This window comes from Streptomyces sp. NPDC020983, from assembly GCF_044333485.1.
In the GTDB taxonomy this organism is placed as follows: Bacteria; Actinomycetota; Actinomycetes; order Streptomycetales; family Streptomycetaceae; genus Actinacidiphila.
Map to the genome: position 1 here is coordinate 340,925 of NZ_JBIRRA010000008.1, position 12,044 is coordinate 352,968.

The 12,044-nt window shown below is 73.0% G+C and carries 13 protein-coding genes; 9 read left to right on the forward strand and 4 right to left on the reverse strand.

Annotation, left to right across the window (positions count from 1 at the left end; genetic code table 11):
* Positions 1 to 186: 186 nt before the first annotated feature.
* The 9 genes from ACH4SE_RS20620 (at position 187) to ACH4SE_RS20660 (ending at position 9,139) form a co-directional block, all read left to right on the forward strand.
* Positions 187 to 1,557 (forward strand): FAD-binding protein, encoded by a 1,371-nt coding sequence (locus ACH4SE_RS20620; protein ID WP_398544833.1) that lies wholly within the window; start codon positions 187 to 189, stop codon positions 1,555 to 1,557.
* A 30-nt stretch (positions 1,558 to 1,587) separates the two neighbouring features.
* Complete coding sequence (locus ACH4SE_RS20625; protein WP_398544834.1) at positions 1,588 to 2,343, forward strand: decaprenylphospho-beta-D-erythro-pentofuranosid-2-ulose 2-reductase; 756 nt, start codon at positions 1,588 to 1,590, stop codon at positions 2,341 to 2,343.
* A gap of 557 nt (positions 2,344 to 2,900) precedes the next feature.
* A complete protein-coding gene (locus ACH4SE_RS20630; RefSeq protein ID WP_398544835.1) occupies positions 2,901 to 4,322 on the forward strand; it encodes a histidine kinase in 1,422 nt (473 codons plus the stop codon).
* Positions 4,315 to 4,767: a roadblock/LC7 domain-containing protein gene (locus tag ACH4SE_RS20635; RefSeq protein ID WP_398544836.1), complete on the forward strand. Its 453-nt coding sequence runs from the start codon at positions 4,315 to 4,317 to the stop codon at positions 4,765 to 4,767. The genes ACH4SE_RS20630 and ACH4SE_RS20635 overlap by 8 nt, the downstream gene beginning before the upstream one ends.
* Complete coding sequence (locus ACH4SE_RS20640) at positions 4,764 to 5,120, forward strand: DUF742 domain-containing protein (protein WP_398544837.1); 357 nt, start codon at positions 4,764 to 4,766, stop codon at positions 5,118 to 5,120. The genes ACH4SE_RS20635 and ACH4SE_RS20640 overlap by 4 nt, the downstream gene beginning before the upstream one ends.
* A complete protein-coding gene (locus ACH4SE_RS20645; RefSeq protein ID WP_398544838.1) occupies positions 5,101 to 5,697 on the forward strand; it encodes a GTP-binding protein in 597 nt (198 codons plus the stop codon). Before ACH4SE_RS20640 ends, ACH4SE_RS20645 begins: the two co-directional genes overlap by 20 nt.
* On the forward strand, positions 5,694 to 6,950 hold the full coding sequence (locus tag ACH4SE_RS20650; RefSeq protein ID WP_398544839.1) for a cytochrome P450: 1,257 nt from the start codon (positions 5,694 to 5,696) through the stop codon (positions 6,948 to 6,950). The genes ACH4SE_RS20645 and ACH4SE_RS20650 overlap by 4 nt, the downstream gene beginning before the upstream one ends.
* Positions 6,947 to 8,203 (forward strand): cytochrome P450, encoded by a 1,257-nt coding sequence (locus ACH4SE_RS20655; protein WP_398544840.1) that lies wholly within the window; start codon positions 6,947 to 6,949, stop codon positions 8,201 to 8,203. Before ACH4SE_RS20650 ends, ACH4SE_RS20655 begins: the two co-directional genes overlap by 4 nt.
* Positions 8,204 to 8,479: 276 nt before the next feature.
* Complete coding sequence (locus ACH4SE_RS20660; protein WP_398544841.1) at positions 8,480 to 9,139, forward strand: hypothetical protein; 660 nt, start codon at positions 8,480 to 8,482, stop codon at positions 9,137 to 9,139.
* A 37-nt stretch (positions 9,140 to 9,176) separates the two neighbouring features.
* Here the strand turns inward: ACH4SE_RS20660 and ACH4SE_RS20665 are convergent, their stop codons facing one another.
* The 4 genes from ACH4SE_RS20665 to ACH4SE_RS20680 form a co-directional block, all read right to left on the reverse strand.
* A complete protein-coding gene (locus ACH4SE_RS20665) occupies positions 9,177 to 9,947 on the reverse strand; it encodes a hypothetical protein (protein WP_398544842.1) in 771 nt (256 codons plus the stop codon).
* A 96-nt stretch (positions 9,948 to 10,043) separates the two neighbouring features.
* Complete coding sequence (locus ACH4SE_RS20670) at positions 10,044 to 10,865, reverse strand: TetR family transcriptional regulator (RefSeq protein ID WP_398544843.1); 822 nt, start codon at positions 10,863 to 10,865, stop codon at positions 10,044 to 10,046.
* A gap of 10 nt (positions 10,866 to 10,875) precedes the next feature.
* Positions 10,876 to 11,529 (reverse strand): thiol-disulfide oxidoreductase DCC family protein, encoded by a 654-nt coding sequence (locus ACH4SE_RS20675; RefSeq protein WP_398544844.1) that lies wholly within the window; start codon positions 11,527 to 11,529, stop codon positions 10,876 to 10,878.
* A gap of 1 nt (position 11,530) precedes the next feature.
* Positions 11,531 to 11,941 (reverse strand): hypothetical protein, encoded by a 411-nt coding sequence (locus ACH4SE_RS20680; RefSeq protein ID WP_398544845.1) that lies wholly within the window; start codon positions 11,939 to 11,941, stop codon positions 11,531 to 11,533.
* Positions 11,942 to 12,044 lie beyond the last annotated feature (103 nt).

A 12,044-nucleotide genomic window follows, 5' to 3' on the forward strand; every position in this document is an offset into this window, starting at 1 on the left:
GGCGGGCCTGCGGGGCCCGGCGTGCGCGCCGTCCGCCCGCGGTGTGCGACCCGTCGCCGCGCGGTGCGTCCAGCCCCGAGTGATTACCGTGCGGGCCCGCCGCTCACGCCGGACCACTCGCCCTTTACGGTGAGAAGCCTGTGCATAACCCCCTTTTGGTATCTTCCGGGAGATACCGTCAGCGATATGCCCGTACCCTTCGCCGCCGAGGCCGTCCCCGTCACCGGCTGGGGCCGCACCGCACCGACCTCCGCACAGGTGCTGCGCCCCGGGTCGTACGAGGAGGCGGTGCGGGCCGTGCGCGAGTGCGGCGGGCGCGGCGCGATCGCCCGCGGGCTGGGGAGGGCGTACGGGGACGCTGCGCAGAACGCGGGCGGCACCGTCCTGGACATGACGGGCCTGGACCGCATCCACGAGATCGACGCGGTCGGCGGCCTCGTGACGTGCGACGCGGGCGTGTCACTGCACCGCCTGATGCAGGTGCTGCTGCCGCTCGGCTGGTTCGTGCCCGTCACCCCCGGGACGAGGTACGTGACGGTCGGCGGCGCGATCGGCGCGGACATCCACGGCAAGAACCACCACCTGTCCGGCTCCTTCACCCGCCATGTCCGGGCGTTCGAGCTGCTGACCGGCGACGGCGAGACACGGGTCGTCACCCCGGAGGGCGAACCCGACCTCTTCTGGGCGACGGCGGGCGGCATGGGGCTGACGGGCGTGGTCCTCGCCGCGACGATCGAGCTGCTGCCGGTCGGGACGGCGTTCATGACCGTGGACACCGAGCGCGCCACCGACCTCGACGACCTGATGGCCCGGCTGGCCGCCGACGACCACCGCTACCGCTACTCCGTCGCCTGGGTCGACCTGCTCGCGCGCGGCGCCAGGACCGGCCGCGCCGTCCTGACCCGCGGCGACCACGCCCCGCTCGACGCCCTCCCGCCCCGGCTGCGCGCCGATCCGCTCGCCTTCCGCCCCGCCACCCGGCTGCCCGCGGCACCCCGGTTCACCCCCGGCGGGCTGCTCGGCCGCCGCAGCGTCGGCCTCTTCAACGCGTTCTGGTACCGCAGGGCGCCCCGGGAGCAGCGCGGCCGGATCCAGAGGCTCTCCGCCTTCTTCCACCCGCTGGACGGCCTGCCCGAGTGGAACCGCGTCTACGGCCCCGGCGGCTTCGTGCAGTACCAGTTCGTCGTCGGCTACGGGGAGGAGGACGCGCTGCGCCGTGTCGTGCGGCGGATCGCCTCGCGCCGCTGCCCGTCCTTCCTGGCCGTCCTCAAGCGCTTCGGCGAGGCCGACCCCGGCTGGCTGTCCTTCCCCGTGCCCGGCTGGACGCTCGCCCTCGACATCCCGGCCGGTCTGCCGGGCCTGGCCGCCTTCCTCGACGAGCTGGACGACGAGGTCGCCGCGGCGGGCGGCCGGGTCTACCTCGCCAAGGACGCCCGGCTGCGCCCCGACGTCCTGGCGCGCATGTACCCGCGGCTCGACGACTTCCGCGAGCTGCGCGCCCGCGTCGACCCGCACCGTGCCATCACCTCCGACCTCGCACGCCGCCTGGGCGTCTGAGGTCCCGACGACCGCCGTGAGGGAGAAGTCATGAAGGACGCCTTCGGTGCCCCGCAGTCCCTGCTGGTGCTGGGCGGCACCTCGGAGATCGGCCTGGCGACCGCGCGCCGCCTGATCGCCCGCCGCACCCGCACGGTCTTCCTCGCCGGGCGCCCGTCCGGGCAGCTGGAGGCCGCGGCGCAGTCGCTGCGCGCCCTCGGCGCCGACGTCACGACGGTGGAGTTCGAGGCGCTCGACCCGGCCTCGCACGAGGTGGTGCTCGGCAAGGTCTTCGCCGAGGGCGACATCGACATGGTGCTGCTCGCCTTCGGCGTGCTCGGCGACCAGGCGCGCGACGAGCAGGAGCCGCTCGCCGCCGTCCACGTCGCGCAGGTCAACTACACCGGCGCGGTCTCCGCCGCCCTCGTGAGCGCGGCCGCCCTCCAGGCGCAGGGCCACGGCTCGCTCGTCGTGCTCTCCTCCGTCGCGGGCGAGCGCGCCCGCCGCGTCAACTTCATCTACGGCAGCAGCAAGGCGGGCCTGGACGCCTTCTGCCAGGGCCTGGCCGACGCCATGCACGGCTCGGGGGTGCACGTGATGGCCGTCCGCCCCGGCTACGTCCACACCCGGATGACCGCGGGCCTGCCCCCCGCCCCGCTGGCCACCACCCCGGACGCGGTGGCCGCCGCGATCGAGACCGGGCTGCGCCGCCGCAGCACGACGATCTGGGTGCCGGGCGCCCTGCGCGCGGTCATGACGGCCGTACGCCACCTCCCGCGGCCGCTCTTCCGCCGGCTGCCCGGCTGAGAACCTCCGCGGGAATTACCGGGGGCAATTGCTTTGTCGTTTGCCCGTATTCGGGTGACTCCTGACTTCGGGGGGCCTCTGCGCGACATTCTTGCACCGGCCGGAACCGGCCAGGGAACGGCTGAAATTCGCCGTGCAGTCAGGCCGTCCGCACCGCAAAGATAGGTGCTGTTTGTGTTCCGGCCATTCCGTGATTTCGGTGCGGGACAGCCTTGACGTATTCGCCGTTCCCGAACTCACCGGGGGTCGGCGGACGGGTGGTATCGTGCTCGCCGTCGTGCGCACCGAGTTGTGGATGGGATGCACGCGCGCAAAGGTTCACGTATCAGCGCTTACCAGGTTGGGCCACCACTGTGCAGTCGCGGTCATGATTCGGCGCCCGTTATTCCCGCGCCCGCCGGCCCGTTCTCCGTCCGGCCGGCCGCGCAATCCCCGGGCCCACCGCGGATTCGCCCACAACGGCGTGAACAGCTCCCATCGGCCTGATCGGTCCGCGCGGAATTCCCGCGCGACCGCGCCCTGCCCGTTCACCTGACCACGCCGTACAAGGACCCCCCATGATCGAGCCCCTGGTGACCACTGCCACGCTGCTGGGCGGCGGTTTCGCCGCCTCGGCGGCCGGCCTCGTCGCGCAGACGCGCGCAAAAAGGGCCGTCAGAGCCCGTGCGGGACAGCTGGAGGAGCGCCTGCGGGCGTCCGAGCAGGCCGTCACCGTGAAGACCGGCGAACTGGAGGAGCGCGCCCGCGCCGCCGAGCAGGCCGCGGGCAGGCGGGCCGGTGAGCTGGAGGAGCGCCTGCGGGAGGCCGAGCGGCACGCGGCCGCGCTGTCGGCGGAGATCGAGCACCTGGCCAAGGTCCGGCTGCCCGCGCTGGTCGACACCGAGGCCCGCGGGCACCGCGGCGTCACCGTTCCCGGCCTGCTCGACGCGTCCCTCGCGGGCATGCCCGTCGACGACCACCACCGCACCGTCCTCGCCCTGTGCTCCGAGGCGGTGGGGCTGACCCGCGAGTCCATAGGCCTGGCGGCCCGCTCCTCGGTGCGCGACCTCGTCGACGAGGCGCAGACGTACCTGGTGCGCTGCCAGATGGCGGTCATCGACGAGATGAACAAGGTCCCCGAGGCGACCGCCTTCCAGCAGGGGCTCATGAACATCGACCACCCGCTCACCCGCTCCGTGCACACCCTCCAGCGGCTGCGCATCCTCGCCGGCTCCTGGCCCGGACTCCAGCGCGCGGACTGCACGTTCGCCGAGATCGTGGAGTCCGCCCGCGGCCGCATCGACGCCTACCAGCGCGTCCACTACACCCACGAGCCGATCAGCGGCGGGGTGTGGGTGGAGGGCCGGGTCGTCGAGCCCGTCACCATCGCGCTCACCGAGCTGCTGTCCAACGCCACCTCCTACTCCGACGGCAAGGTGCTCGTCGAGGTGCAGCAGACCCAGACCGGCTGGGTCGTCGTCGTCGACGACAGCGGCCTGAACATGAGCCCGCAGCAGCGCGGCGAGGCCGAACGGCTGCTGTCGCAGCGCAGCGTGCTGGACGTCACGACCGTCCCCGACACCCTCAGCCTCGGCTTTCCCGTGATCGGCCGGCTCATGGCCGCGTACGGCTTCCGGGTGGACGTCAGCTCCACCTCGCCGTACGGCGGTGTCCGCGCCGTGCTGAACGTGCCCCGCGAACTCCTCGGCACCGGGCCCACGGAGGAGGAGCAGCAGGCCGAGCGCCGCGAGGCGCGGGCCGCGATGGGCGTGCCCGTACTCGACGAGACCCCGGCGACCGGGAGCCGCCCGGAGAGCGGGGCCGGCCTGCCGCAGCGGCGCCGGCGCCGGCCGCGGGCCGCGGCCCCCGCCGCCGACCGCTCCGGCGGGCCGGCCCCGCACCAGGACCCCGAGGCGTTCGGCGAGGGCTTCGCCGGCCTGGCGGCGGCCATCCGCGACGGCGGGGACCAGCACACCGAAGGAGAGCGCAGCGATGACTGAGCAGCAGCCCACCGCCGACACCCGCGACATGAGCTGGGCGCTGGAGCACCTGAAGAAGGAGAAGGGCGTCCTGCACGTGGTGCTGTTCTCCGCGGACGGCCTGGTCCTCGCGGCCACGTCGGGCATCGAGCGGGAGGTGGCCGAGCGCACCGCGGCCAACGCGTGCGCGGCCTTCGCCCTCGGCCGGAGCATCAGCGAGTTCGCCGAGCTGGAGGGCACCTCGCCGCACCGCATCATCATCGACCTGCCCGACCACTGCATCCTGGTCTTCAGCGCCGGCCACGGCACCGCCCTCGCGGTCGCCGTCGACGCCGAGATGACCAGCCCCGAGGTGGCCGTGGCCTCCGCCGCGACCATCAAGGCGATCAACGGGCTGCGCGACGCCCTCTCGGCACGCGAGCGCCGGCGCACGGCGGCCGCCGCCCACGGGGCGGTCACCTCATGACCCCGCGGGGCCGCCGCCGCACCGGGATGGTGCGGCCGTACACACCGGCGGACGGTCACGCGGCCCCCACCCGCCGGAGCCTGGACCTGGCGACGATCCTGATCGCCGACCGCGAGATGCCCCTGCACGGCCTGGGCCCCCACGCCTACCGCGTGATGCAGCACTGCCTGCCGGGCGCGCTGTCGGTGGCCGAGGTGAGCGCCGACCTGCAGTTACCCGGGGCCGTCACGAAGGTGATCGCCGCGCACCTGGTCGACAGCGGCCACCTCATCGCACGCAACCCGGCGCCCGCGGCCCAGAAGCACGACCGGGCACTGCTGGAGAGGATGCTCAATGCACTCCAAGAGCTCTGACGGCCACTACCTCGACGCCGGGGTGACGCCGGTCAAGCTGGTCGTCATGGGTCCCTTCGCGGTCGGCAAGACGACCTTCGTCGGCGCGGTTTCGGAGATCAGGCCGGCCTCGACGGAGGAGAGGCTCACCCGGGCCGGTGAGCTGGTCGACGACCTGCGCGGCCTGGAGGACAAGGACACCACCACCGTCGCCCACGACTTCGGCCGCCTCACCCTCACCGACGACATCGTGCTCTACATGTTCGGCACCCCCGGGCAGCCGCGGTTCGCCTCGATGATCGAGGACCTGATGTACGGGGCGCTCGGCGGCGTCGTCCTGGTCGACACCCGGCGGGTCGCCGAGTCCTGGGACGCCATGGAGCGCCTGGAGGAGGCCGGGCTCTCCTACGTCATCGCCGTCAACGAGTTCCCGAACGCGCCGCGCTACACCGAGGCCGAGCTGCGTACCGCACTCGACCTGGACCCCTGGACGCCGCTGGTGACGTGCGACGTCCGCGGGCGCGACTCCGCCAAGTCCGTGCTCGTCGCGCTCGTCTCCCACCTGCTGTCCCGTTCCAGTCTGGAGCCCGCCTCATGACCAGCGCCCCCGAACTGCCGCTGTCCGCGCGGGGATGCCCGGTGCTGCACGGCGAGTCGTTCGCCACCCGCTCGCCCGAGGTCTACGAGCAGCTGCGCGCGCAGGGCCCGGCCGGGTGGGCGGAGATCGCCCCCGGGGTGCACGCCCTCGTCGTCACCGCCCGCCGCGCGGCCGTCGACATGCTCAACGACCCGGCCGTCTACGCCAAGGACTCGCGGCTGTGGGCCGACCTGAACGCCGGGAAGATCCCGCAGGACAGCCCCGTCCTGCCGCTCATGGCCTGGCGGGCCTCCGTGCTGTACGCCGACGCCGAGGACCACACCCGGCTGCGCCGGGCGCTGGACGACTGCATCGCCCGCATCAGCCCGCACCGGCTGCGCGAGGTCACCCGGCGCAGCGCGCTGACCCTGATCGCGCGCGTCGCGGAGAAGGGCGAGGCCGACATGATGGCCGACTTCGCCGACACCCTGCCGCTGATGGTCTTCGCCGACCTGCTGGGCTGCACCTCCGAGATGGCCGCCCGCATGGTGCGCCTCGCCCAGAAGATGATCAGCGCGGGACCGGAGGCCGCGCAGGGCGCCGTCGACTACGCCGGCCTGCTCTACGAGCTGATCCTGCTGCGCCGCCGGCAGCCCGGTGACGACCTCACGTCCTGGCTGCTCGGCCACGACGCCGGACTCAGCGACGAGGAGACCCTCAACCAGCTCTACACGACCGTCGGCGCCGGCGTCATCCCCACCGCGGCGTGGATGGGCTGGGCGCTGCACCTGCTGCTGCGCGACGACACCTACGCCGGCACCCTCGCCGCCGGCACCGTGACGGTGCGCCGCGCGCTGGAGAAGGCGCTGTGGGTGCGCAGCCCGATGGCGAACTTCTCCGTCCACTTCGCCCGCAGGGACACCGTCCTGCACGGCGTCACGGTGCCCGGCGGCGTCCCCGTCCTCGTCAGCCACGCCGCCGCGAACACCGACCCCGAGCTGCCCGCGGACCTCGGCTACGAGAACCGGTCCCACCTGGCGTGGTCCGCCGGACCCCACCGCTGCCCGGCCATCAGCCAGGCCACCGTGATCGCCCAGACCGGCATCGAGACCGCGCTCGACCAGCTGTGGGACATGCACCTGACCGTGGCGGACGACGAGATCGCGCTGCGCCACGGCCCCTTCCACCAGTGCCCGGTCGCGATGCCCGTGACGTTCCGTCCGAAGTCCGCGGCGGCCGTCCGGGCAGCCGCACACGAGGGAGGTACAGCGTGACCACCAGCAGCACCGGTGCCGAAGTGACGCTCGAAGCGGCCGGCGGGAGCCGCCTCTACGCGCAGGCGGACGAGCTCCGCGCCGCCGGACCCGCCGTCCGCGTGGCGCTCCCCGACGGCGTGACGGCCTGGTCCGTCACCCGCGGCGACGTCATACGCAAGCTCCTCAGCGGCGACCGGGTCTCCAAGGACGCCCGCAGGAACTGGCCCGGCTACGTGCCCGGCGTCATCCCGTGGCTGTACTCCTGGGTCGACGTCAAGAGCATGTTCACCTCCGACGACCCCGACCACCAGCGGCTCAAGCAGCTCGTCAGCCGCGCCTTCACCCCGCGGCGCATCGAGGCGATGCGGCCGGTGCTCCAGGACATCGTCACCGACCTGCTGGACGGTCTGGAGGAGCGTGAGCGCAGTGCCCCCGGCACCGTCCACGACCTGCGCGCGGACTTCGCCTACCAGGTGCCGACCCGGCTCATCTGCGACCTGTTCGGCGTCCCCGCCGGCCAGCGCCCCGCCATGCTGGACGTCATCGACCGCGTCCTGACGATGAGCGGGGCCACCCAGGAGGAAGGCGCGGCCATCAACCGGGACATGGGCGCCGCCATGTACCGGCTGCTGGAGACCAAGCGGCGCGAGCCGGGCGACGACATGACGAGCCTGCTGCTGAGCGCCCACGAGGAGGACGGCGACCGGCTCGACGAGAACGAGCTGATCTCCACCCTCATCCTGATGATCGGCGCGGGCAGTGAGACCGCCGTCGCGATGATCAGCCACGCGGTACGGATGATGATCGCCCATCCCGACCAGCTCGCGGCCGTACGCCGCGACCCCGCCCGCTGGCCGGACGTCGTCGAGGAGACGCTGCGGCTGCACCCGCCGATCATGCACATGCCCCTGCGGTACGCGACCGCCGACATCGACCTCGGCGAGGGCGTCGTCATCCGCGCCGGCGAGGCGATCATCATCGGCTTCGGCGCCCACGGCCGCGACCCGGGCGTGCACGAGTCCCCGGAGACCTTCGACATCGACCGCGAGGACAAGAGCCACCTCACCTTCGGCTACGGCATGCACTACTGCATGGGTGCCCCGCTGGCCAAGCTGGAGGGCGAGGTCGCCCTCCCCGCCTTCTTCGAGCGCTTCCCGCAGGCGTCGATCGAGGCCGGCTCCTCCGAACTGGTGCCGCAGCCGTCGTTCATCGGCAACGACATGGCGCGCGTCCCGATCCGCCTGGGCGTCCCGGCCACCCCGGAGAGCTGACCCCGCGGATCCCGCACCGGGCCCTCCCGATTCCCGCGGACGGCCCGGTGTGACATTTCTTGATGTGACGTCAATCTCATTTCCCCGACAGGCCGGTGAGTTTTGCGGACGCAATTCTTCACGGAACCTTGACAACGGGTGCGGAAACCGGATGCATTCCGCCTGCGTGTATAGTGACGCGTCGTCGCTGACGACACGCACGAACGGATCGGGTACGAGCGCCTGTTGAGCGCCACCGATTCCCGAAATCGCATTTCCGTAACCGGGGGCACTGCCTTGAGTATCCGTATCACCACCACTCTCACCGTCGCCGCGGCGGTCATAGCCGGCAGCGCGCTGCTGACCGCGTGCAACGACGACTCGGGCGACTCGTCCGACACGTCCTCCAGCCCGTCCGCGACCGTCTCCGCCACGATCGACGCGCCCACCACGGAGGCCCCCTCCGCGACCGCCTCCGCCACCGGCGCGGGCGGCGACACCGCGGCCCAGGGCAAGCCCGTCGCCGTCAACAAGTCCTTCACGGACGACGTGATGGGCGAGAAGGCCACGGTCGTCAGCTACATCGCGGGCTTCCAGCCCTCGGCCGCGTCGAAGAGCAAGTTCTCCGCGCTCGCGGACGAGAACGTCGTCCTGGTCAACGTCAAGGTGACCGCCAGTTCGAAGTACTACGACACCTTCGGCGCCGACTCGTTCTACCTGACGAACCAGTCCAACGGCATCGACCAGGCGAGCACCACCATCCTCGACGACGACATCAAGGCCGCGGGTTACGCTCCGCTGGAGGACGCGGAAACCGGCAAGACGACCACCGGCTGGATCGTCTTCACCCCGAAGAAGACCGAGACGGCCCTCGTGCTGCGTTACAAGCGCCTCGCGGCGAAGGCGTCCGACGGCACGAAGATCACGGCGAAGAACTTCGACATCCCGCTGAAGTAAAAGCGGGAGTCGGCGCGGAGGAGCCCGTCCCCGGCGGCTACCCGCCCTCGGGCCCCGAGCGGAGGAAGACCGCGCCGAGGCCGCAGTAGTCGTCGGGATCCAGCTCGGTGCACAGCACGGGAACGCCCGCGGCGCGGAAGGGGGCCAGTTCGGTGGAGGCGTCCCAGACGTTCGCCGGGTCGGTGGAGACGTCCAGGGTGAAGGTGAAGCCGGTGCCGTGGGGGCCGGGGTCGTAGCTCCAGCGGCCGGCCGCGTCGACGGTGCCGTCCGGGCGCGGGACGCCGGTGGGGAAGACGTCGTACGGTACGTGCGTCGCCCGGAAGCGGCCGTCCGTGCCGAGGTGGAGGCGGCCGCCGGACGTGGTGTGCCAGTCGCCCGCCACGGACGCGGCGGTCGCGGCCCCGTCCTCGTACACCTGCGCGTCGCCCCACGCCCGGATGCCCCACCTGCCGCACGCGAGCAGGACGGCCACGCCCACCGGGACGGCGAGGAGCCGCAGCGCGCGGGGGAGCGACCGGCGGGTCACGGCGTAGAGGGCGAGCAGCGGGGCCTGCAGGGGCCACAGGAGGGCGAGCAGCAGGGCGGCGTCGGCCGCCGCCATGCGTCGCACCGTGGACCTGGCCGGGCGGGCGGAGGGGACGAACGCGAGCAGCAGGGTGGTGACGGCCGCGGCGAGGCCCCACCCCAGCGACACCACGAAGTACGCCGCCCAGCCGTCCTGACCGGGCAGGCCCGAGGAGGACGGGTGCTGCAGGCCTGCCGCGGAGAGCACCGCGCAGACCAGCCCGCCGAGCGCGCCGACGGCCACGAGGAGGGCACCGCCGTGTCCGGGGCGGTCCCGCGGGGGAGGAGGAGGGGGCATCGCCGGGCCTTCCGGGCTGGGGCGGCGGTGCCCGGCCGGAGGTCAGGTGCGCCGCGGGGGGGATTTCGGGGTGGGGCGGGTCACCGCGGTGCGGCCGATCGTGGGGAGGACGAAGTCCTGGATGAGGGACTTGGCGTCGCGGACCATCGGGCGGAAGACGCGGTAGCGGGACAGGGTGATCACGCGGGCCACGAAGGGGGTCGAGCGGCGGACGAACTCGCGGGTGCGCTCGGTGTCGGGGGTGCGGTCGAAGACCCAGTAGAGGACGACGACCATGAGGTGGAGCCACAGCAGGTCGGGGAGCAGGTCGGCGAGTTCCGGGTCGAGTTTGGGGGCCAGTTCGGAGCCGGTGAGGACGTCGCGGAAGAGGTCGACCGCGGTCGCCCGCGCGGGGTGGGACTCGTTCGAGAAGGGGCTCAGCGAGCTGTCCGGGTCCGCCGCCGTACGGAAGAACTGCGCGGCGAACTCGTGGTAGTCCGCGGCGCAGTCGAGCCAGGACTCCAGCGCGATCCGCAGCCGTACGTCGAACTCCCGCTCCCCGGCCATGCGCACGGCCGCGTCGGCCGCGTGCTCGTACGTCATCCGGTCGTAGAAGCCCTGGATCAGGAACTCCTTCGACTCGAAGTAGTAGTACGCGTTCCCGACCGATACGCCCGCCTCCTGGGCGATGGCCCGCATGGTGGTCTTCTCGTAGCCGCGTTCCCGGAAGAGCCGCATCGCGGTCTCCAGGATCAGCGCCCGCGTCTGCTCGCTCTTGCCGGTCTTGGGGCGCGCCCGGCCGCCGGGCAGCTCCCCCGCGGGCCGGGGGCCCGCTTCGGGGGCCGGGGCCGGGGGGCGTCCGTCGCGGCTGTGCTTGTGCTCCATCACGGTGAGCCTAGCCCGGCGGGGGGCACCCTTCCGCGCACCCGGGGGCGTCGCCGCGGACGGGTCCGGCGAACGGGCCCGGGCCGCGTGCCGTCCAGCCGCCGTGCCCGTCGTAGACCCACACCGTGCGGTCCCGGGCAGGGCCCCGTCCGGCGAGCGGGGCGCCGCGGGGCGGGGTGGCGGCCCGCGTCCGCGCGGGGGTCGCGTGGGACGCGGGGCCGGAGTGCCCGCCCCGGGCGCCCTCGCGGTACTTCGCCGCGCCCAGCACCGCCGCCCGCGCCAGCCTGCGGCCCGCGGGTGTGCTCATCCGGTGGGCGAGGGCGCGGTGCTCGGCCAGCGCCCACAGCACGACGACCCAGGCGGACTGGCCCACGTACACCTGGCCCGCGTCGCCGACGACGGTGATCTCGCGGCGGGTGGCCCCGTCGTGGTCCAGGGCCGGGAAGAGGCGGCGGGCCTCGGCGGAGCCGACGGGCACGAGCCGTACGGGGACGAGCCGGCGCTGGCGGGCGATCCAGCCGGCGACGAAGCGGCACAGGCCGCAGTCCGGGTCGGTCAGGACGGTCAGCGCGCGCAGCGGGGTCCGGTCGCGGCGCGGGGCCGTGCCTGCCGCGCCCCCCTCCGGCGCGGCAGGCACGGCGTCCGGTCCCGTCGTCGGGCGCATGTCACGCCCCCGCGGGCCTGGTCGCCGTGTAGCCGTCCGGGTCGACGGGCGGGTACTGCTCGCGCTCCATGAGCCCGCGGCGGCGGATCTTGTTGAGGACGTAGACGTTGCCGAGGTGCATCACGCCGAGCACCAGCAGGACGACGCCGAGCTTGACCGACAGCGCCTCGAAGATCTGCCGGGCGTCGTCGACGGTGTCGGCCGACTTGAGGTAGAGGGCGACGAAGCCCAGGTTGACGAGGTAGAAGCCGACCACCAGCAGGTGGTTGACGGCGTCGGCGAGCTGCTCGTTGCCGTGCAGGACGTCGGCGAGGAAGACGCGTCCGTTCGTGCTCAGTGTCCTGGCCACCCAGACGGTCAGCGCGACGCTGACCACCAGGTAGACCGCGTAGGCGACCACGGTCAGGTCCATGACGATCCCACCCCTCCATCATTCTTGAACGTGTTCAAAAGCTTGTGTCCCTGACGCTAGACCTGTTTTTGAACACGTTCAAGCTAGCGGGCGGGTCCGGCTC